This window comes from Nocardia sp. NPDC049935, assembly GCF_055586645.1.
In genome coordinates this window covers 518,269-538,838 of the sequence record NZ_JBVJHV010000004.1, presented here as the reverse complement: position 1 = coordinate 538,838, position 20,570 = coordinate 518,269, and the positions used below count along the sequence as shown (strand labels likewise).

The 20,570-nt window shown below is 70.0% G+C and carries 21 protein-coding genes; 9 read left to right on the top strand and 12 right to left on the bottom strand.

What is annotated here, in order from left to right; genetic code table 11:
• Nucleotides 1-60 precede the first annotated feature (60 nt).
• The 5 genes from ACZ6SF_RS19305 to hisH all read left to right on the top strand — a co-directional run bounded on the left by ACZ6SF_RS19305 (nucleotide 61) and on the right by hisH (nucleotide 4,517).
• The gene (locus ACZ6SF_RS19305) at nucleotides 61-492 is read left to right on the top strand and encodes a hypothetical protein (protein ID WP_466063508.1); all 432 of its coding nucleotides are present in this window, start codon (nucleotides 61-63) and stop codon (nucleotides 490-492) included.
• A gap of 180 nt (nucleotides 493-672) precedes the next feature.
• Complete coding sequence (gene hisD, locus ACZ6SF_RS19300) at nucleotides 673-2,010, top strand: histidinol dehydrogenase (protein WP_466063507.1); 1,338 nt, start codon at nucleotides 673-675, stop codon at nucleotides 2,008-2,010.
• Nucleotides 2,007-3,170 carry a histidinol-phosphate transaminase gene (locus ACZ6SF_RS19295; protein WP_466063506.1) on the top strand — a complete coding sequence of 388 codons (1,164 nt, stop codon included), beginning with the start codon at nucleotides 2,007-2,009 and terminating at the stop codon, nucleotides 3,168-3,170. Before hisD ends, ACZ6SF_RS19295 begins: the two co-directional genes overlap by 4 nt.
• A 20-nt stretch (nucleotides 3,171-3,190) precedes the next feature.
• Nucleotides 3,191-3,823 carry an imidazoleglycerol-phosphate dehydratase HisB gene (gene hisB / locus ACZ6SF_RS19290; protein ID WP_466063505.1) on the top strand — a complete coding sequence of 211 codons (633 nt, stop codon included), beginning with the start codon at nucleotides 3,191-3,193 and terminating at the stop codon, nucleotides 3,821-3,823.
• A gap of 73 nt (nucleotides 3,824-3,896) precedes the next feature.
• The gene (hisH, locus tag ACZ6SF_RS19285) at nucleotides 3,897-4,517 is read left to right on the top strand and encodes an imidazole glycerol phosphate synthase subunit HisH (protein WP_466063632.1); all 621 of its coding nucleotides are present in this window, start codon (nucleotides 3,897-3,899) and stop codon (nucleotides 4,515-4,517) included.
• 31 nt (nucleotides 4,518-4,548) lie between these two features.
• Here hisH and ACZ6SF_RS19280 read toward each other — a convergent pair whose 3' ends face one another.
• On the bottom strand, nucleotides 4,549-5,523 hold the full coding sequence (locus ACZ6SF_RS19280; RefSeq protein ID WP_466063504.1) for an alpha/beta hydrolase family protein: 975 nt from the start codon (nucleotides 5,521-5,523) through the stop codon (nucleotides 4,549-4,551).
• Nucleotides 5,524-5,632: 109 nt separating this feature from the next.
• On the opposite strand from ACZ6SF_RS19280, the gene ACZ6SF_RS19275 reads away from it, so the two are divergent.
• Together ACZ6SF_RS19275 and ACZ6SF_RS19270 are read left to right on the top strand one after the other, a co-directional pair.
• On the top strand, nucleotides 5,633-6,814 hold the full coding sequence (locus ACZ6SF_RS19275) for a winged helix DNA-binding domain-containing protein (protein WP_466063503.1): 1,182 nt from the start codon (nucleotides 5,633-5,635) through the stop codon (nucleotides 6,812-6,814).
• 31 nt (nucleotides 6,815-6,845) lie between these two features.
• A complete protein-coding gene (locus ACZ6SF_RS19270; RefSeq protein WP_466063502.1) occupies nucleotides 6,846-7,484 on the top strand; it encodes a GNAT family N-acetyltransferase in 639 nt (212 codons plus the stop codon).
• Nucleotides 7,485-7,545: 61 nt separating this feature from the next.
• On the opposite strand, the gene ACZ6SF_RS19265 is transcribed toward ACZ6SF_RS19270, so the two are convergent.
• The 6 genes from ACZ6SF_RS19265 to ACZ6SF_RS19240 form a co-directional block, all read right to left on the bottom strand.
• Entirely contained in the window at nucleotides 7,546-8,409 is an 864-nt protein-coding gene (locus ACZ6SF_RS19265; RefSeq protein WP_466063501.1) for an arylamine N-acetyltransferase family protein, read from the bottom strand.
• Between the two features lie 77 nt (nucleotides 8,410-8,486).
• Nucleotides 8,487-9,938 carry an ABC transporter ATP-binding protein gene (locus ACZ6SF_RS19260; protein ID WP_466063500.1) on the bottom strand — a complete coding sequence of 484 codons (1,452 nt, stop codon included), beginning with the start codon at nucleotides 9,936-9,938 and terminating at the stop codon, nucleotides 8,487-8,489.
• Nucleotides 9,935-10,741, bottom strand: a complete 807-nt coding sequence (locus ACZ6SF_RS19255) for an ABC transporter permease subunit (protein ID WP_466063499.1) — start codon at nucleotides 10,739-10,741, stop codon at nucleotides 9,935-9,937. Before ACZ6SF_RS19255 ends, ACZ6SF_RS19260 begins: the two co-directional genes overlap by 4 nt.
• On the bottom strand, nucleotides 10,738-11,667 hold the full coding sequence (locus ACZ6SF_RS19250) for an ABC transporter permease (RefSeq protein WP_466063498.1): 930 nt from the start codon (nucleotides 11,665-11,667) through the stop codon (nucleotides 10,738-10,740). The genes ACZ6SF_RS19255 and ACZ6SF_RS19250 overlap by 4 nt, the downstream gene beginning before the upstream one ends.
• Nucleotides 11,664-13,196, bottom strand: a complete 1,533-nt coding sequence (locus ACZ6SF_RS19245) for an ABC transporter substrate-binding protein (protein WP_466063497.1) — start codon at nucleotides 13,194-13,196, stop codon at nucleotides 11,664-11,666. The genes ACZ6SF_RS19250 and ACZ6SF_RS19245 overlap by 4 nt, the downstream gene beginning before the upstream one ends.
• A 275-nt stretch (nucleotides 13,197-13,471) precedes the next feature.
• Nucleotides 13,472-14,329 carry an inositol monophosphatase family protein gene (locus ACZ6SF_RS19240; protein ID WP_466063496.1) on the bottom strand — a complete coding sequence of 286 codons (858 nt, stop codon included), beginning with the start codon at nucleotides 14,327-14,329 and terminating at the stop codon, nucleotides 13,472-13,474.
• 182 nt (nucleotides 14,330-14,511) lie between these two features.
• On the opposite strand from ACZ6SF_RS19240, the gene ACZ6SF_RS19235 reads away from it, so the two are divergent.
• On the top strand, nucleotides 14,512-15,048 hold the full coding sequence (locus ACZ6SF_RS19235) for an HD domain-containing protein (protein ID WP_466063495.1): 537 nt from the start codon (nucleotides 14,512-14,514) through the stop codon (nucleotides 15,046-15,048).
• On the opposite strand, the gene ACZ6SF_RS19230 is transcribed toward ACZ6SF_RS19235, so the two are convergent.
• Together ACZ6SF_RS19230 and ACZ6SF_RS19225 are read right to left on the bottom strand one after the other, a co-directional pair.
• Nucleotides 15,024-15,506, bottom strand: a complete 483-nt coding sequence (locus ACZ6SF_RS19230) for an NUDIX hydrolase (RefSeq protein WP_466063494.1) — start codon at nucleotides 15,504-15,506, stop codon at nucleotides 15,024-15,026. The two genes, ACZ6SF_RS19235 and ACZ6SF_RS19230, sit on opposite strands and share 25 nt — an antisense overlap.
• Before the next feature lie 4 nt (nucleotides 15,507-15,510).
• Nucleotides 15,511-16,245 (bottom strand): helix-turn-helix domain-containing protein, encoded by a 735-nt coding sequence (locus ACZ6SF_RS19225; RefSeq protein ID WP_466063493.1) that lies wholly within the window; start codon nucleotides 16,243-16,245, stop codon nucleotides 15,511-15,513.
• 261 nt (nucleotides 16,246-16,506) lie between these two features.
• On the opposite strand from ACZ6SF_RS19225, the gene ACZ6SF_RS19220 reads away from it, so the two are divergent.
• Nucleotides 16,507-16,809 carry a hypothetical protein gene (locus ACZ6SF_RS19220; protein WP_466063492.1) on the top strand — a complete coding sequence of 101 codons (303 nt, stop codon included), beginning with the start codon at nucleotides 16,507-16,509 and terminating at the stop codon, nucleotides 16,807-16,809.
• A 149-nt stretch (nucleotides 16,810-16,958) separates the two neighbouring features.
• Here the strand turns inward: ACZ6SF_RS19220 and nadC are convergent, their stop codons facing one another.
• From nadC to nadA, 3 genes are all read right to left on the bottom strand, one after another.
• Nucleotides 16,959-17,819 (bottom strand): carboxylating nicotinate-nucleotide diphosphorylase, encoded by an 861-nt coding sequence (gene nadC / locus ACZ6SF_RS19215; RefSeq protein WP_466063491.1) that lies wholly within the window; start codon nucleotides 17,817-17,819, stop codon nucleotides 16,959-16,961.
• An 88-nt stretch (nucleotides 17,820-17,907) separates the two neighbouring features.
• A complete protein-coding gene (locus ACZ6SF_RS19210) occupies nucleotides 17,908-19,500 on the bottom strand; it encodes an L-aspartate oxidase (protein ID WP_466063490.1) in 1,593 nt (530 codons plus the stop codon).
• Nucleotides 19,497-20,552, bottom strand: coding sequence for a quinolinate synthase NadA (gene nadA / locus ACZ6SF_RS19205; protein WP_466063489.1), 1,056 nt, complete (start codon nucleotides 20,550-20,552; stop codon nucleotides 19,497-19,499). The genes ACZ6SF_RS19210 and nadA overlap by 4 nt, the downstream gene beginning before the upstream one ends.
• Between the last annotated feature and the right edge of the window lie 18 nt (nucleotides 20,553-20,570).

The following is a 20,570-nucleotide window of genomic DNA, read 5'->3' as shown; positions in this document are numbered from 1 at the left end:
GTGGATCCACCCCCGTAGTTGCCGGACTCCGAGTACGCCGTACCGATGGGAGACGCGCAGATGACCGAAACGGCACTCGAGGCGTTGGCCAGGATGGTCGGCGACTGGACGACGACCTCCGATCTCTACCCCGGCATGACCGGCCACACCACGATCGAATGGCTGCCCGATGCCCGGTTCCTGACGGTCCGCTACACGGCGCCGGAGCCCGGTCTCGGCCGGACCTGGATCGTCGGCGCCGACGACCTCTACCAGGACCAGCTGGTGATCCTGCAGTACGACCAGCGTGGCGAGCACCGCGTCTACCAGGGCTCGTTCGACGGTCCGCTGTGGCGGGTGTGGCGCGACGCCCCCGGTAACTCCCAGCGTTTCACCGGCAGCCTGGACGAGACCGGGAACACCTTGCGGGCCACCTGGGAGCGCTCCGAATCGGAATTGGATCCGCGCAACTGGGAGCACGAACTCGATATCGTCTACACCCGCATCCCCTGATCCGGGGACCGGTCGCGGCGGCGGGGCACGCGAGTACTCCGGCCGGACGCGCGCCGCGTACCACCGCATTCGCCCCGGCCGTGCGCGGGCTGGGGCGAAATCGGCTCGACGGCACCTACTAGGCTGGTAGCGCACCCAGTGCGTATCAACCCAGGCCTCCGGACAAGGATCGACACCACCATGACATCCCGTATCGAGCTCGCCCGCGTCGATCTACGCGGTCGCACTCCGACCACCGCGCAATTGCGCACCGCGCTGCCGCGCGGTGGGGTCGATGTGGATTCGGTACTGCATCAGGTGCGGCCGGTGGTGGAAGCGGTCCGGGATCGCGGCGCGGCCGCGGCGCTGGAATTCGGCGCGAAATTCGATCAGGTCACCCCGGCGACGGTACGGGTGCCCGCGGCGGAGCTGGACGCGGCGCTCGCGGCGCTGGACCCCGCGGTGCGCGCCGCGCTGGAGGTGGCGATCGATCGCACCCGCAAGGTGCACGCCGACCAGCGGCGCACCGATACCACCACCGAGGTGGTGCCCGGCGGAACCGTGACCGAGCGCTGGGTCCCGGTGGAACGGGTCGGTCTCTACGTGCCCGGCGGTAACGCCGTCTACCCGTCCAGTGTCGTGATGAACGTGGTTCCGGCGCAGGCCGCCGGAGTCGAATCGCTGGTCGTGACCTCACCGCCCCAGGCGCGGTTCGGCGGGCTCCCGCATCCCACCATCCTGGCCGCCGCGAAACTGCTGGGTGTCGAGGAGGTCTGGGCGGTCGGCGGCGCCCAGGCGGTGGCACTGCTGTCCTACGGCGGTACCGATACCGACGGCGCCGCGCTCGCCCCGGTCGACCTGATCACCGGTCCAGGCAATATCTATGTGACCGCCGCCAAACGGCTGTGCCGCGGGCTGGTCGGTATCGACGCCGAGGCGGGTCCCACCGAGATCGCCATCCTGGCCGATTCCGGCGCCGATCCGGTCCACGTGGCCGCCGACCTGATCAGCCAGGCCGAACACGATGTGCTGGCCGCCAGCGTGCTGGTCACCGATTCGCCCGCGCTGGCCGACGCGGTGGACACCGCCCTCACCACTCAGCTGAGCGTGGTGAAGCATGCCGCGCGTGTCACCGCGGCGCTCACCGGCGCGCAGTCCGGAACCGTGCTGGTGGACGATATCGACCAGGGGCTGCGGGTGGTGAACGCCTACGCCGCCGAACACCTGGAGATCCAGACCGCCGACGCCGCGGCCGTGGCGGCGCGGGTGCGCAGCGCGGGCGCGATCTTCGTCGGCCCCTACGCCCCGGTGAGTCTCGGCGACTACTGCGCCGGATCGAACCATGTGCTGCCGACCGCGGGCTGCGCCCGGCATTCCTCGGGGCTCAGCGTGCAGACCTTCCTGCGCGGTATCCATATCGTCGACTACACCGAGGCCGCGCTGAAGGATGTCGCCGGCCATGTGGTGGCCCTGGCCGAGGCCGAGGATCTGCCCGCCCACGGGCAGGCGGTGCGCGCGCGTTTCGAGACGCTGTCGTGAGCGGGCGCGGCACCGAGGCGGCCACCGGCGCCGCCGCGGCCGTCCCGGGTTCCGGTATCGGGCTGGACGCGCTGCCGTTGCGGGAGAACCTGCGCGGTAAATCCCCCTACGGGGCGCCGCAGCTGAAGGTCCCGGTCCAGCTCAACACCAACGAGAATCCGCATCCGCCGACGCGGGCGCTGGTGGAGGATGTGGCCGGCGCGGTGCGCGCGGCGGCCGCGGACCTGCACCGCTACCCGGACCGCGACGCGGTCGGCCTGCGCGGTGACCTCGCGGCCTACCTCACCCGGCAGACCGGCGTCCCGGTCGATACCGCGAATGTGTGGGCGGCCAACGGATCCAACGAGATCCTGCAGCAGCTGCTGCAGGCGTTCGGCGGGCCCGGGCGGCGGGCACTCGGATTCGTCCCGTCCTATTCGATGCACCCGATCATCTCCGAGGGCATCGATACCGAATGGGTCGAGGCGAAACGCGCCGGAGATTTCACCATCGATATCGACGCCGCCCTCGCGGCGATCGCCGAACGCCACCCCGATGTGGTGTTCGTGACCAGCCCGAACAACCCCACCGGGCACAGCATCCCGGACGCCGAACTGGCCCGGATCCTCGACGCCGCCCCCGGAATCGTCATCGTGGACGAGGCATACGGCGAGTTCTCCGCCCGGCCCAGCGCGATCGGTCTCATCGACCGCTATCCCGCCAAACTGGTGGTCAGCCGGACCATGAGCAAGGCGTTCGCGTTCGCGGGCGGCCGGCTCGGCTATCTCGTGGCCGCGCCCGCGGTGATCGACGCGCTGCTGCTGGTGCGTTTGCCCTACCACCTGTCGGTGGTCACCCAGGCCGCGGCGCGGGCGGCGCTGCGGCACGCGGACGAAACCCTCGGCAGTGTCGCGGAATTGGCGGCGCAGCGCGATCGGGTGGCCGCGGCGCTCACCGGACTCGGTTTCGAGGTGGTGCCCAGCGACGCGAATTTCCTGCTGTTCGGCAGGTTCGCCGACGCGCCGCGGGCCTGGCAGCACTACCTCGACGAGGGTGTGCTCATCCGCGATGTCGGTATCCCCGGACATCTGCGCGCCACCATCGGGCTGGCCGCCGAGAACGACGAATTCCTGCGGGTGAGCGCGAAACTGGCGGCCACCGAACTGATCGCGCTCCGGTGAGCGCCGAGACGGAAGTGAGTATGAACCGAACCGCGCGAGTGGAGCGCACCACCAAGGAATCCAGCATCGTGGTGGAGCTGAACCTGGACGGCACCGGGCAGACCGATATCGCCACCGGCGTCCCCTTCTACGACCATATGCTCACCGCGCTCGGCGCCCACGCCAGTTTCGACCTGACCGTCCGCGCCGACGGGGATATCGAGATCGAGGCACATCACACCGTCGAGGACACCGCCATCGTGTTCGGGCAGGCGCTGGGGCAGGCCCTCGGCGACAAGAAAGGTATCCGCCGCTTCGGTGACGCCTACATCCCGATGGACGAAACACTGGCGCACGCGGCGGTGGACGTTTCGGGCCGCCCGTACTGCGTGCACACCGGAGAACCGGACCATCTGCTGCACGCCGTGATCCCGGGCTCCCCGGTTCGCGGCCGCAACGCTCCCGGCGCGCCGTATTCGACGGTGCTGAACCGGCACGTCTTCGAGTCCATCGCCCTCAACGCCCGGATCGCGCTGCATGTGCGGGTGCTCTACGGCCGCGACCAGCACCATGTGACCGAAGCCGAGTACAAGGCGGTGGCCCGCGCGCTGCGCGCCGCGGTCGAACCGGATCCCCGGGTACAGGGTGTGCCCTCGACGAAGGGCGCACTGTGATGCGATACCTCCGGCTCGGCTCCGGCCTCCGCGGACAGCATCCGGCCGCCGGGGAAGGAGCACTGTGACCAGCGTGGTTCTGCTGGACTACGGGTCCGGCAATCTGCATTCCGCCGAACGCGCCCTGGTCCGGGCCGGTGCGACCGTGGAGGTGACCGCCGACCCGGAGGCCGCGCTCGCCGCCGACGGTCTGGTGGTGCCCGGGGTCGGCGCCTTCGCCGCCTGTATGGAGGGCCTGCGGGCGGTGCGCGGGGAGCGCATCATCGGACAGCGCCTGGCGGGCGGGCGGCCGGTGCTGGGGATCTGCGTGGGCATGCAGATCCTGTTCGACCGGGGCGTGGAGTTCGGGGTGGAAACCGAGGGCTGCGGGGAATGGCCCGGCACGGTCGACAAACTGCGGGCCCCGGTCCTGCCGCATATGGGCTGGAACACCGTGGACGCCCCGCCGGACAGCGTGCTGTTCGCGGGTATGGACCCGGGCACCCGCTTCTATTTCGTGCACACCTACGCGGCCCGCTCCTGGGAACTGCCGCCGAGCGAGCATCTGGCCGCACCCCGGCTCACCTGGGCCGACCACGGTGGACGGTTCCTGGCCGCGGTGGAGAACGGCGCGCTGTCGGCCACCCAGTTCCATCCCGAGAAATCGGGCGACGCGGGCGCCCAGCTGCTCGCCAACTGGATCAAGTCACTCTGAGCCGGCGGGCCCGGGGCCCGTCACGTACCGCTCACGCGGCGCATTTGGCGTTCGGCGGCGGGGGCGGCGCGGCGACGATTCCGCGCGCGACGTCCACGACGTAGTCGCGGTTGCCGTCCACCGGTTCGGTTCCCAGCGCCAGCCGTTCCACCACGCACCCCGCCTCGAACAGGACCGGGCCGACGTTGTGGCGGCCCGGTTCGATCACCCCGTTCAGCGTGCGCCCGCTGACCACGGAGTAGAGGGTGCTCGGTTTGCCGGTGAGCATCAGCGCGGCCCGCATCTGCACGCTGGCGGTATAGGGCACCACCTCGTCGGCGGTGCCGTGGACCAGGAAGGCGTGCCGCAGGTTCATCCGCCCGGCCTGCAGGGCGGGCGAGCGGTCGGCGTAGGCGAGCGGGCACGCGAGGGGGTCGCAGCCGCCGGCGTCGCGCCGGATCTGGGCCTGCAGCGCCGGATAGTCGGCGGCCGGGCCCTGGTAGTGCGTGAACAGGTTCGACGGCCCGAAAGTGTCGACCCAGTAGTCGAACAATCCCGGCGGGCCGTACGCGGCGGCCAGCCCCGTGGTCATGGCGCCCTGGCTCCAGCCCCACAGGATGGTGCGCGCGATTCCGGGCCGGGAGCCCTTGATCCACTGGGTCGCGGCGACCAGGTCCCGCCAGCCCGCCCACAGGTTCCATTCCCCGGTGCGCCACTGCGGGCTGCCGCGCAGGTCCATGGACAGGATGGGGGTGGCGGTGCGCGCCGCGATCGAGGTCAGGTACTCGGAGTACTGGGCGGCGGAGCCGTTGTGCCCGTGCGCGGCCACCACCAGCGCGTTGCCGGTGGCGCAGCCCTGCGGCTGGAAGAGCAGGCCGGTGGCCTGTTCGCCGTCGACCGGGACCGCGACGGGGCGGGTCTGCACCGCGCATCCCTGGGTCGCGGCCGCGGGGCCCGCGGCCAGCAGGGTCGCCGCCAATACCGGGAGAAGCGCCCCGGCCAGATAGCTCACCGCACGTCTGCTCATCCTTCGAATATTCCACGGCGGAGGCCGCCGGAGCGGGAACCTCGGTGGGCCGGTCGGCAATTCGCGTCCGACACGCCGCCTGTCGGAGCCCGCGGCTAGCATCCGCGGCATGGAAAGCATCACGGTGGCCCAGCGCCGGGCCCGGCTCGGGGTCCGGCACCGGCTGGCCGGCGCCGACCGCTGCGACGACGTGGCCGAGATCGCGCGTTCCCTGGTGGTCCTGCACGCCACCGATCCGGCGACCGTACATCTGTCGGTGGTGGCCCGGGGTGTGGGACTGGGCCCGGCACAGGTCGAGCAGGCCCTGTACGACGACCGCAGCCTGTTGCGCATGCTGGCGATGCGGCGCACCATGTTCGTCGCCCCCGTGGACCTGGTGCCGATACTGCACGCCTCCTGCGCGGGGGATCTCGCCACCAGGCAACACCGCACCTACGCGAAACTGCTGAGCGACGCCGGTATCGGGGACGGCGACGCCGCGAGCTGGCTCACCGAGGTCGCGGATCGGACGCACCGCGCGCTGCTGGCCCGGGGCAGTGCCACCGGCGCCCAGCTGGGCAAGGATGTACCCGCGCTGCGCACCACCCGGATCGACCCCAGCCCGGGAAAGGCGTATTCGCGGCCGACCGGTATCACCACCTGGGTCCTGGTATTGCTCGGCACCGAGGGCCGGATCGTGCGCGGCCGCCCCAACGGGAGCTGGTCCAGCAGTCAGTACTCGTGGGCGCCGGTGGAATCCTGGCTACCCGGGGGCATCGCCGATCTCGACGCGGCGCAGGCCCGCCGTGAACTGGTGCGGCACTACCTGCACGCCTTCGGCCCGGTCCCGCCCGGCGATATCGCCTGGTGGACCGGCTGGACCCGAACCCGGGTCCGGGAGGCGCTGGCCACCCTGGACACCGTGGAGGTCGATCTGGACGGCACCCCGGGCCTGCTGCTCGCCGACGATCTGGAACCGGTGGCGCCACCGCAACCCTGGGCCGCCCTGCTACCCGCGCTCGATCCCACGCCGATGGGATGGCAGTCCCGCGACTGGTATCTCGGCCCCCACAAATCGCAGCTGTTCGACCGCAACGGCAATATCGGGCCCAGTATCTGGTACGACGGCCGGATCGTCGGTGGATGGGCCCAGCGCGCCGACGGCGAGATCGTCACCCGGCTGCTCGAGGACGTCGGCGCGGAGGCCACGGCGCTGATCACGGCCGAGACCGAACGCGCCGCCGGCTGGTTCGGCGGCGTGCGCCCGATTCCGCGGTTCCGTACTCCCCTGGAGCGAGAACTCACGGCCTGACGGCGGCCGGAACCCACGTAGATTGTCGGATATGCAGATTCGGGCTTTCGACGATTCCGACCGCGACGCCCTGCGGCGACTCTTCGTCCGGGCGGGCCAGGGGTCGCCGACCGAAACCCTGTGGGGTCACCCGGAATCCGAGGCGATGATCTATCTCGAACCGTATATGGAGCTGGAGCCGGAGTCCCTGCTGCTGGCCGAGACCGACGGCGAATTGGTCGGCTACCTCACCGGTTGTGTGGACACCGAATCCTTTCCGAGCGAGGAGAAACGGATCGAGAACGCCATTCGCCGGTACCGGCTGATCCTGCGGCGCGCACCGGCCCTGTTCTTCGCGCGCAGCGCGCTGGACGCCGCCTCGGCCGCCCTGCGCCGCGAATCCGCCGCCGGGGAGATCCACGATCCGCGCTGGCCCGCGCACCTGCACATCAATGTCGCGCCGGAGGCGCGCGGCACCGGCGCGGCCGAGGCGCTGATGCGCGGGTGGTTCGACCGGCTCGAGGCGGCCGGAGCCGCGGGCTGCCATCTGCAGACCCTGGTCGAGAACGGGCGCGCTGTCCGATTTTTCGAGCGGATGGGGTTCACCCCGTACGGGCCGACCCCTGTTGTACCCGGCCTGCGGTATCAGGGCGGCCGGGTGCATCAGCGGACCATGGTGCGCGACTGCTGATCCCACCCCTCGGTCGGTGGTTCCGGTATACGCCGGCCGGGGCGGCCCTCGGCCACACCGGTCAGTTCGCGGCCCAGGGGGCCCGCAGCAGGGCCGCGATATCGTCCTCCGGGAGTTCGATATCGAACACCTCGGTGAGCACTTTGGGCAGTTCCGCGAGGTCGAGCTCCCGGGAATCGGCCGAACCGTCGGGATACTCGGTGGTCAGCGTGCGGCCGTCCAGGATGTGGTGCGCCCCGGGCAGGAACCGCTGGACGAACGGGCGCTGCGTGAACGGCGACCGCGGGGAGGTCGAGACGAAATGGTTGCCGACTTCGTAGTCCACCCGGTACTGCGGTTCGAGGGTGAAGGTGTACCGGTCCACCCAGCCGTTACCCGCGAACTGGTGCAGTACCCATTCCGCCTCGCCGAGTTCGCCGGTGCCCCGCGCCAGCCGGAACCGCCACCCGCCGAGGGTGAACTCGTCGGGACTGTCGGCCAGGGCGTACGGTTCGCTCGGCCCGGCCCCGAATCCGACATCCGCCAGCCAGATCCGGTCGTCGTCGGTGGTCGTGATCCGCAGCAGCGCGTGTGTGGCGGGGCGCAGCCCGCCCGATCCCATGGTGACCCGCCCGCTGAGCCCCGTGACCCCGAACCCGAGCCGTTCCAGGGCCGCGGCGAAAACGGTGACGTTCTCGTAGCAGTACCCGCCCCGGCGCCGGTGCAGCAGCTTGTCCTGCAGTGATTCCAGGTCCAGCGGTATCGGGCGGCCGAGTACGGCCTCGAGGTTCTCGAACGGGATGGCGGTGGTGTGCGCGGCCACCAGATCACGGAGCACGCCCAGGGTGGGGACGCGCGGCCCCCGGTAGCCGATCCGGTCCAGGTAACGGTCCAGGTCCAGGTCCGCACCGTTCCAGTGGTAGGCGGGGTCGGCCGGTTTCGGCATGGCTTCCTCGTTTCTCCGGGGTCGTCACGAGCAACCGTGCCGGTAACGCGGATGTTCCCCCGGACCCCTCCCGGACCTCACCGGACCAGCAGTGCCCTGGTGTGCGTGGTGCCGGGGTCGGCGAGGACCGCCGCCGTCGCGCCGTGTTCGGCGACGACACCGTCGGCGAGGACGACGATACGGGGGCAGTACCGGGCGACCAGCGCCATATCGTGGCTGATGACCAGGACGCCGATCCCGTGCGCGAGCCGGGCGCGTTCGATCTGTTCCATCACCGTATGGGCGGTGGCGTCGTCGAGCGCGGAGGTGATCTCGTCGCAGATGAGCACATCGGGCGCGGCGGCCAGGGCCCGGGCGATCGCCACCCGCTGCCGCTGGCCACCGGACAGTTCACCGGGATAGCGGGACAGCAGACCGGTGTCCAGCCCGACATCGTCCAGCAGCGCCGCGGCGCGTTCGGTGATCTGCGCCCGCGCCCGCATACCGCCGAGCCGCAGCGGACGTGACAGCGCTTCCCGCACCGTCCGCCGGGGATTGAGCGTGGACAACGGATCCTGCGGCACCAGTTGCACGCGCCGCCGGTCACGCCGGGACCGGCGCGCCCGCCCGACCGGCAGGGCCCGGCCGTTCACCTCCAGCGTTCCCGAGGCCGCCGTATGAATACCTGTCAGCACCCGCGCCAGGGTGGTCTTCCCGGCGCCCGACGGTCCGGCGAGCGCGACCGCTTCCCCGGCCTCCACGCCGATATCGATCGCCCGCAGCAGTACCTTGCCGCCCGCCGTCGCGGAGATCGCCCCGGCACGCAGCGCCGGTGGACCGGGCACCGCAGCCGGCGCGGGCACCGCAGCCGGGGCCGGCACCCGGCGCCGCGGCGGTTCGCCCAGCACCACGACCCGGTCGGCGAGCCGGTGGATCAGCTCGGTGTCGTGCCCGGACACGACGACGGCCCGTCCGTCCTCGACCGCGATCGACCGCAGCAGGTCGGCGATCCCGCTGCGCAGTTCGCCGTGCAACCCCGCGAGCGGTTCGTCGACGACGAGGACACCGGCGTTCCGGACCAGCGCCGTCGCGAGCGCGAGGCGCCGCTGTTCGCCGCCGGAGAGTTCGCCGGGGCGCCGCCGCAGATAGTGCTCCGGCAGCCCGACCCGCGCCAGCGCCGCCCGCATGGCGGCCGCGCCGATCCGGGGGGCGGACTCGGTGAGCAGCGATCCGGTGCGGTACGCCGGATTCAGCGCGGCGCCCGGGTCCTGGCTCACATAGGCGAGATGCTCGCGGCGGAAGGTCTGCAGTGCGGGCCGATCCAGGGCGAAGACATCGTGACCGGCGACCCGCACCGACCCCCCCGACCGGACCAGGCCCGGCGCCAGCCGGCCGAACAGGGCGCGCATCAGGGTGGTCTTCCCGGCGCCGGACGGACCGGTCACCGCGGTGACCGAACCGGGCGGGACCGAGAGCGAGGTCGGCGCCAGCACCGCGGCACCGGAGCCGGACCGGATACACAATTCGTCTACCGTCACACCGCCGGTCACAGGCCGCGCCGTCCTTTCCCGAAAGCCGCGACCGCGGTGTTCACGCTGACCGCCAGCAGCCCGATCGCCAGGCTCGGCGCCAGCACCGCGGCCGGGTTGAGCAGGATCCCCGGCGCGTTCTCCCGCACCATCACCGCCCAGTTGGCGTCACCGAGGGTGGTCGGCAGTTGCAGGAACGAGGCGGTGCTGACCAGGTACATGGCTTCGACGAACCGCAGGCCCAGCTGCGTGAGCAGGGTTTCGCGCAGATTCGGCAACAACTCGCGGAACACCAGATAGCCGGGATGTTCCCCCCGGGCCCGGGCTGCTTCGATGAATCCCGCGGCCGCCACCCCCGCGGCGGCCGCGGCGAATACCCGGGCGGTATAGGGCGTACCGGCGAGCACCGCGACTGCCACCAGCCCGACGGCCCCCGATTCCGGCCAGGACAGCATGAACAGCAGGATCGCGAGCACGGGCGGGAGCATCATGCCGAGATCGGCGGTCCGTTCGATCCAGGCCCCGGTTCCCGGGTACAGGGCGGCGACCGCGCCGAGCACCGCCGCGAACCCGGTGACCAGCACCGCGATCACCGCGCTGATCAGCAGCAGTCCCCAGCCGCCGTGCAGCAGCTGGCTCAGCACATCGCGGCCCAGCCGATCACCGCCCAGCCAGGCCGCGCCGCCGGGTTCGGCGAAGGTGATACCCACCGCGTGGTCGACCGGATGCGGGGCGAACGCCGGCCCCACCGCCGCGACCGCGACGATCACTCCGGCGGGAATCAGGGCGGGCCACAGCCGCCGGGGGACGGTCAGGGTGCTCATCGCCGGCCCCTGTTTGCCCAGAGCCGGATACCGTCGGCCAGCAGCAGGACACCCAGGATGGTCGTACCGGTCACCGTGACCACCGCCGCGACCAGCGCGGTATCGCGGTCGGAGACCGATCCGGCGATCATGGCGCCCATTCCCGGGTAGTTGAAGATGGTCTCGACCACCAGCGCCCCACCGAACAGGGTGCCCACCGAGGTGGCGAACGAGGCCGCGATGGTCGGCAGCGCGAAGGGCAGCACATGCCGGATCAGCACGGTCCGTTCCGGAAGCCCGTTGAGGACCGCGTTGTCCACATGGGGAGCCGCGGCGGCGTCGGCCAGCGCCCCGCGCACCACCCGCAGGTTCCAGCCCGCCTGCGGTATCGCCAGCGCGACCACCGGCAGGATCAGCATCTGCGGACCGGCCGGGAATCCGGACCGGCCGGTGAAGGTCACCGCGGGCAGCAGGTCCAGCCACAGCGAGAACACCAGCACCAGCAGCGTCGCCACGACGAACTCCGGAACCGCGATCACGAAGGCCGAACCCGGCCGCAGGATCCGGGCGGCGAACCCGTCGGGGCGCGCCGCCCACCACACCCCGGCCAGCAACGCGATCACCACCGTGACAGCCATCGCGATCGATGCGAGCAGGAGCGTCTGCGGAAATTTGCCGGCGAGCAGAGCGTTCACCGATTGCCCCCGGGCCGTGGTACCGAAATCCCCGGTGAGCGCCCCGCCGAGCCAATCGGCGAACCGCACGGCCAGCGGCCGGTCCAATCCGAGTTCGTGTTCCTTGGCGGCGATCCGATCGGCGGTGGCGTCGCGGCCCAGGACGGCGCGCGCCGCGTTACCGGGCAGCAGATCCACCACCACGAACACCAGCGCGAGCAGGGCGAGCAGCAGGCCGAGCCGCCGGACCACCAGGCCGGCGACGGCTTTCACTGCGACAGCCAGACTCGTTCGAGCTGGACGCGGCCGTAGCCGCCGAGTTCGGGAAGATCACGGACGGCGGTGGCCGCGACGTCGATTCCGTCGGCCATACCCCAGACGATGTAACCGCCGCGCTCGTGCTGGATCCGCTGCAGGTCGCGACTGGCCGCGACGAACTCCGGACCCGCCGGAGCCGCCAGCGCCGTGGTGTAGGCCCGGTCGAAGGCCTGGTCCCGGAAGCCGGTCTCGTTCCATTTCGTCCGCGAGTACATGACCTTGCTGGCGAAGAACACGACCGAATCGTTGGTTCCCCAGTTCACGGTGTAGAAGGGCGCCTGGAGCCAGGTGTCGTCGTAGAAGACGTTCGACTCCTGGACGGCCACCTCGATCCGGACGCCGATGTCCTCGGCCTGGGTCGCGAACACCTTGGCCGATTCGACCTCGCCGGCGGCCTCCTGTTTGGTCACCAGACGGTAGGTCTTCGACGTATCGAACTTCGCCTCCGCCAGCAGCTGTTTCGCCCGATCGATATCGCGCGTGCGCTGCGGGATCGCCGTATCGAAGGACGGGTCGGCCGTGCCGAGCACATCATTGGCGACCGAGCCGTACCCCGACAGCACCTGGTCCACCATCGCCTCGCGATCCACCGCGAGCCGCAACGCCTCGCGCACCCGGGGGTCGGCGAACGGGCCGTCGGACGTGCGCATCGCGACGGCGACGGCGATATCGTCCGGGCGCCGGACCACTTTCAGATCGCCGCGGGTCTCGGCGGTGCGGCCGGCGATCGCGCCGACATTGGACGCCAGGTCGATCTGCCCGGCCAGGACGGCGTTCGACATCGACTCCGGGCTGTCGAACAGCGTCACCTCGATCGCGTCGAGAAGCGGCGGCCCGCCGTGCCAGTCCTCGTTGCGCACCAGCCGGGCGTTGCCGCCGTCGTAGCTCTCCAGCCGGAACGGGCCGCTGCCGACGGCCGCGGCGAAATCGGTGGTGCCCTCGGGCACCGTGAAGGTCATCAACCGCAGTAGCAGCGGCAACTGGCTGTTCGGCCCGGCGCAGGTCAGCACCACCGAATTCGGCCCCGCGGCGGTGATATCGGCGGCCGAGGCCACGGGAACCTTGGTCTCCCCGGCGATCTCACGCAGGCGGCGCAACGACCAGACGACATCGGCGGAGGTCACCGGCCGTCCGTCGTGGAACCGGGCGCCGTCGGCGAGGGTGAATGTCCACTTCCGCTGTTGCGCGTCGGATTCCCAGCGTGACGCCAGCCGGGGCGCGACGTTCGGATCGTTCCCGGGCACCGTCAGCGGATCGTAGACCAGCGAAATGATGAGGAAATCGCTGTCGTTGCTCAACGTCGCATGCGGATCCCGCTCGATCTTCGACGCTTTCCCCAGCGCACCGACCCGCAACGTACCCCCGGGCCGCGGCGGCCCGGCGTCGCCGCCCGCGCCGGAGGACCCGTCCCCGCACGCGGCCAGCGCCAGTAGTCCGGCGACTCCGAGCCCGGCATGGAAGAGTTGACGCCTGTTGATATCCACCGCTCGCCCCGATCGTCGCTGGAGGTTAGCCTCCACTAACTCGAACGAGGTTAACCCCGGTCCGGTGGGCTGAGCAATATCGAATCGGCTTCCGTTCCACCGGGAATCGGCTACCTCAGCCCGCCGACACCGATCGCGCACGCGGCTCCGAACGATCACACCAGCGCTTCGGGCATGCGGTGTCGGCGGATGAAATCGATAGCACTGTGCGAGAAGCGATCACCAGCACCGAATCCGATGCTGGATGATCGTGCCCGCGACCCGAGCGTCGGGCTTCAGAGTCGCAGTGCTGTCCGAATCTCTCCGGCCAGCGCAGTGTTCCCGGCGGCGATGAACTTCTGGCGTCTACCCATCGCCCTGTCGATATCGGCCAGGGTGTGCAGGTCGTAGTCCAGCGAGAGCGGTGAACCGTCGAGGTCCGTCACCGTGCCACCGGCAGCCCGCAGGATGTAATGCCCCGGGGACAGATCCCATATCGCGAACCCCTTGGCGAATTCGACCATCGCGTCGGAGAATCCCGCCGCCACATGGCATAGGCCGATGGACCCGAAATCGACTCCGATCCGGCCGCGTGCCTTCCCATCGTTCGACACGACGCTCAACGCGTCGATCAGATCGTCCTGCCGCGCGAGGGGGCGGAATCGCTGTTCGGGGCGCATGAGGTAGTTCGTCAGCAGAGCGTCGGCCAAGCAAGCGGTCGAAGGCCTGGCCAGCGGGTGTTCCGCTCCGTCCGCGGTGACGATGAACGCACGGTCCCGGCCTTCGGCATCCCGGGCGGCCGCGAAGATCTGCACATGATGGAAGAAATCTCCCACCACGGCCACGATCGGCCGGCCGAGTGCCCGCGAATAGACCAGGACATGGGTATAGCCGTGCAACGCCCGAACGGCCAGTTCACTGGTATCGAGCGGATCCACCAGGACGCAGAGATCCGGGTCGCCGTCCGCTCCGATGACCTCCGGATCGGCCTCCTCCGACGCGTAGACGAACGATGGAATGAATTCGGCGAGCAGCTCTCTGTACCGCCGGTGCATCCAGAGGTCGTGATCGGAGAGGAAGTTGTCACGGTGGCGCAGATTCTCGTTCTCACCGCGGCGGCCGGACAGCGCGGCAGCTATCAAGCGCGGCCGCATTTCGAGCATGATCCGCCGGACGAGGCCGACAAGAGGTCCCGCGATTCGAGGCAGCTCGGCATACCCGCTGCTCACGTGGTTGTACTTTCCAGGTCGATCATCGCAACTCCAAGGGAAGCTCGATTCCGGGTGGGCTCATCGCTGGTACGGACCGTAGTTTGCGGAGGGACCTCGGGCGTACCATGGCGGCCGTGTACCGGGCTGTGACCGACCTGTTGGCTCCGCTGACCGAATCGCGTCGGGCTCACTCGGTCGCAGTGGGGCGTCGAATGGAATCCGTAGTGCACCGGCTCCCGGCTGATCTTCGTGAGGACGCGGTCATGGCCGCTTATTTGCACGACGTCGGCTACGGGCATCCCGACCTCGGGTTTCACCCGGTAGACGGTGCACGGTTGCTGCGATCCTGCGGCTACTCGTCGGTCGTGTGCCATCTGGTCGCGTTTCACACGGCAGCGGAGGTCGAGGCAGGCGTGAGAGGCTTGGACGCCGGGGTATTCGATGAGTTCCGGCTTTCGCGTGTGACCGGCCTCGAAAAGGCCGAAGATTTCCTGTGGTGGTCCGACCTGTCGACCGGTCCGAACGGGGAATCCTTCACGGTGGACGAGCGGCTGACCGAAATCTTGCGGCGGTACGACCCGGGCAGTGTCGTTCACACCGCGATCACGAGGGCCGAACCGCGACTGCGGGCAGCGGCTCAGCGCGCATCGGGATCGATGTAGGGCTGGTTCTCGTTCAGCGCCCAGTCGATGCGTTTACGCTGGCTGCGGTCCATCACCAAGCCGGGGATCTGCTCGAGCGGCACCCATTCGACGCGCGTGCTCTCGCTGCTCGTCCTGGGTTTGCCACCGATCGGCTCACCCCTGTAGACAACCGTGAATTCCTGACGGACCTCGTCGTTGCTCGTGTAGTGGATGACGTGGGTCGGATCGGTGAAGATGCCGACAATGCCGGTGACATGAATATCCACTCCCGTCTCTTCTCGGGTCTCGCGAACAGCGGTGCGACTGAGGGATTCGCCTGGGTCGTGCGCGCCTCCCGGCATGGACCAGTTGCCGTTGTCCGACCTGCGAATCAGCAGGATCTCCCCGTCCTTCTGGACGAATGCGGCTGCGCTCGGGCGGACACTGTTCGCGGCCGGCGCGTGGGGGTCCTGGTGGTAGTCGATTCGCTGTCCCATGAGGTCAGGTTACGGTGCGGCCTGTCTTCCAGACGGCCTCGAACGAATCCATGTAGTAGGTGAACAGCCGTCCTCCGGGAACCTTCTGGAGGTGCTGAACCGGGGATTTCGCCGCGTACGCACCGTAGCTGTGATTGTTTACCAGCAGCGAGTCACCGAAGCGGTAGATGCTGTTGTACAGCATGGTGCGATGCGTCCGGATATCGACCATCGGCAGCTCCATCGTTTCCCGGAGATACTCCAGCGTCGACTCACACCGCTGCGGCAGCGAGGGCAGGCCTTCTTCGCGCCCGCGCGCTATGACCTGCGGTGAGTCGCTTTCGCCCAGGAGGATCCGAATCCGAACACCGGCACCCGCCTTGGCGCGGACGACGTTCACGAAGTCCAGTGACTCGACCAGAAAGCCGCCCGCATAGACCAAGACATCGATGCGGTCACCGGCTTGCTTCATGAGCGAGCGCCATACCTCATGGGGCACTTCGGGCCGGGTCGGCCAAATCTGCACCAGCTCAGAGAGTGAAGCGGCCGCGGACCTGCTGCCGGCAAGCAACTCGGGCCACAGGTAGGTTTCGTCCCGATCGAGTACTCGCGCCGCCTTCAGGCGCAGGCCGGGGTGCGGACATCGGTCCTGAGTGATCCACCGTTCGACAGTTTTCGTGCTGACGTCGAGCCGCTCCGCCAGAGCATGTTTCGTCAGGTTCGCGGTGGCCATTGCACCCCGCAGCCGTTCGTTCGCCATGTCGGGGTTCTAGCCGAAAGCGTCCCTATGTGTCCCAGTTTTTGGGTTATTTCGTCCCTGTATGTCGCGGGACTCTTGTTGCGCCGGAGATTACATCGGTTCCCGGCTCATGTAATCCCACCCAACACAAAGGGTTTCGATGAAGTCCCTCATTGAACAGGTCGCCGCTGGACAACGCGCACTACACGGCATTCACCCGACAGCCTCCGTCCGGGCCGACATCCCATTCCGTGACAACGAGCTGCCCGGCCAGGTGGCGCCATGAACCACTCGATCGCGCTCGGCTGGATCGACTACGACATCAGCCTCGCACCCGAATGGGATCGTGCCCAGGTGCGCCGCCTGGCGGACCGACTCGGATACCGCGTCGTGTGGCCCTGCGAACGATCGGTGCTCCGATTGTCCGACCAGGTACGCAACTCCCGGGCCGATCTGGTGATTCTGCCCGCACCCGACCATCTGAGCCCACTCGATCTCAATGCGGTGATGGACGTGGCCGATGTGGAAACTGTGGCACCACGACTGAGCTTCGCCCGCTGGTCATCGACGCAGGTGACACCATGAGCGGCCTGGTGACGGTCGGTTTCGCCATCGCAATCGGACTACCGCTGCTGGTGATCGCGGCGACGATCTGGTGGCCGTGATGATCGCAGCACCGAACCACTTCGGCCACGCGATCAGATCGAACCGATCTCACCCAGGCACAAACGGCGCTACATATCCAGGCCCAGGTCCAACACCCGGACCGAATGGGTGAGCGCGCCGACCGCGAGGTAGTCGACGCCGGTGCGGGCGTACTCGGCGGCCTGGTCGAGGGTGAGGCCGCCGGAGGATTCCAGTTTCGTGGCGGGGGCGACGGCGTTGCGGCGCTGTACCGCGGCCTGCGTCTGCCAGAGCGGGAAGTTGTCCAGCAGCACCAGTTGTACGTTCTCGGCGAGTACCGCGTCCAGCTGTTCGAGCGTGTCGACCTCGACCTCGCATTCGATCTCGGGCGCGGCGGCGCGCACCGCCCGCAGCGCGGCGACCACCGACCCCGCGGCGACCACGTGGTTGTCCTTGATGAGCGCGGCATCGCCCAGACCCATCCGGTGGTTCACCCCGCCGCCGGCGCGGACCGCGTATTTCTGCAGGGCGCGCAGGCCGGGCAGGGTTTTGCGGCTGTCCCGGATCCGGCAGCCGGTGCCGGCGACCGCGTCCACCCAGGCGGCGGTGGCGGTGGCGATACCGGACAGATGGCACATCAGGTTGAGCATGGTGCGTTCGGCGGTCAGCAGGCCGCGGGTCGGGGCGAGGAGCCCGAGTACCGCCTCGCCGGGCACGATCCGGGAACCGTCGGCCACCCGTTCGGTGATCTCGTATCCGCCTTCGCCGAGCACCTCGTCCAGGACGAGCAGGCCGATATCGATTCCGGCGACCGTCCCCGGCTGCCGCGCCACCACGGACGCCTTGACCACGGCCTCGGCCGGGACGGTGGCCGTCGTGGTGATATCGGGGCCGTAGCGCAGATCCTCGTCCAGTGCGGTGCGGATGAGTCCGCGGACCGCGTCGGGATCCAGGCCGGTATCCACAGTCATCGTCGTTCTCCTCGTCTCGTCCGCCGGGGCGACCGGCGGCCGGGCCGCGTGACGCGCGGCCGGGCGGGGTGGTTCGGTGGGCCGCCGGTCACGACGGCGCCGGGAGGGCCGCCGGTGCGGCGACCACGCGCGGTGCCCCCGACCGGTCCAGGCACACCGCGATATCGCGGGCCCGCGCCGGATCGGCGGCGGGATGGTCCGAGCGGGTGTGGCAGCCGCGGCTCTCGGTCCGGGTCCGGGCGGCCAGCAGCAGCGCCCGGGCGGTCACGGTGAGCGCCGCGTCCTCGAACCGGGGCACCGGATCGGCGGCCGCGGGATCGGTTCCGGTCTCCAGGATGCGGGCGGCCGCGTCCAGGCCCGCGCCGTCGCGGACCACCGCGGCGTGTTCGGTCATGGTCCGCTGCAGCAGGTCACGGGCGACGGCCGGACGCTGCGGCGGGGACCACTCCCGGACCCGCGCCGGTTCGCCCAGGCGTTCCACGGCGGCCACCCCGGCACGTTCGCCCATCACCAGACCTTCGAGCAGGCTGTTGGAGGCGAGCCGGTTCGCCCCGTGCAGCCCCGTGCGCGCGACCTCTCCGGCCGCGTAGAGCCCGCGGACCGCGGTACGGCCCTGCAGATCGGTCACCACGCCACCGCACTGGTAGTGCGCCGCGGGCGCCACCGGCACCAGATCGTGGCGCGGATCGAGACCGGCCGCCCGGCAGGAGGCGGTGATGGTCGGGAAGCGGCGGGTGAAATCGGGAACGGCGCGGGCGTCGAGGTAGACGTGATCGGTGCCGAGCTCCCGCATCCGGGCCGCGATCGCGCGCGACACCACATCCCGGGGCGCCAGATCACCGCGCGGATGCACCCCGGCGGTCACCGAATCGCCCCGCGCGTCGACGAGAACGGCGCCCTCCCCCCGCACCGCCTCGCTGATCAGCGGCCGGCGGCCGACACCGTCCGGTGAGTGCAGCACGGTGGGGTGGAACTGCACGAACTCCAGATCGGCCACCGCGGCCCCGGCCCACAGCGCCAGGGCAACTCCGTCGGCGGTGGCGCCGGCCGGATTGGTGCTCAGCGCGTACAGCCGGCCGAATCCGCCGGTGGCCAGCAGTACCGCCGGCGCGTGCACGACTCCCGGGCCGCGCGCGGAGACCGCGAGCACACCCTGGACACCGGTGGGACCGGTGACCACCTCGAGCACCGCCGTACCGAACCGCACCGGCAGCCCCGCCGCCGACAGCGCGCGCTGCACCTCCGCCCCGGTCGCGTCGCCACCGGCGTGGATGATGCGGCGGGTGCTGTGCCCGCCTTCCCGGGTGCGCGAGACCTGACCGTCGCGGCCCAGATCGAAGACCGCGCCGAGATCGGTGAGCGCCGCGACCGCGTCGGGCCCGCTCTCGACGATGGACCGCACCGCGCCGGGATCGCACAGCCCGCCGCCGGCCGCCAGGGTGTCGGCGACATGGGAATCGACCGAATCCCCGTGCGGCGCCACGACGGCGATACCGCCCTGCGCGTACTGGGTGGCGGTATCGGTGGGCCCGCCCTTGCTCAGGATGAGCACCCGCAGCCCGCGCAGCGAGGCCGCGCGCGCCGCGGTGAGGCCGGCCACGCCACCGCCGATGACCACCAGGTCGGCGTGGTCCTCCCACACCGCGGCATCCTGCCGGTCACCGTGCGGTGACGGTGTCATTCCCCGCCGCCGGGATTACCGATTTCGATCATGCGCTGTACCGAATTCCGGGCCCGGGCCGCGGTTTCCGCGTCGACGTGCACTTCGTCGCGGTTATCGGTGAGGCAGCGCAGCAGCGCGGCGGGGGTGATCATCTTCATGTACTGGCAGGCGGCGCGGTCGTTCACGGCCTGGAAATCGATACCGGGGGCGGCCTTGCGCAGCTGGTGCAGCATGCCGACCTCGGTCGCGACCAGCACCTGCGACGATTTCGCCGCGCGGGCGGCGTCGATCATGCCGCCGGTGGACAGGATGTGCACCCGGTCGGCCGGGAACTCGCCCTCACCCGCGAGGTACAGCGCGGAGGTGGCGCAACCGCATTCGGGGTGGACGAAGAGTTCGGCGTCGGGGTGGGTGCGGGCCTGTTCGTTGAGCTCGTCACCGTTGATCCCGGCGTGGACATGGCATTCGCCCATCCAGATGTGCATGTTCTCGCGACCGGTCTCCCGCTTCACATGCGCGCCGAGGAACTGGTCGGGCAGGAACAGCACCTCCCGGCCGGGGTCGATGGAGGCCACCACGTCGACGGCGTTGGACGAGGTGCAGCAGATATCGGTGAGTCCCTTCACCGCGGCCGTGGTGTTGACATACGACACCACCAGCGCGCCGGGATGCTCGGCCTTCCAGTCCCGCAGTTCCTCCGCAGTGATGGAATCGGCCAGCGAACAGCCCGCCCGCTGGTCGGGGATGAGCACGGTTTTCTCCGGGCTCAGGATCTTGGCCGTCTCGGCCATGAAATGCACACCGCAGAACACGATGGTGTCCTCGGCCGCCTCGGCGGCGATCCGGGACAGCGCCAGCGAATCGCCCACATGATCGGCCACGTCCTGGATCTCGGGCAGCTGATAGTTGTGCGCGAGAATGGTCGCGTTGCGCTGTCGCGCCAGCCGTTTCACCTCGGCGGCCCATTCCGGTGTCGCCTCGACCCCGGTATAGCCCGACGGCCCGTCGCTGATCCGCTCCCGCAGTGCGGTACCCGGCGCCGGGGCCAATTCTGCTCCCATCGTCGCCATGGTCGCTCCTTCCTCCGT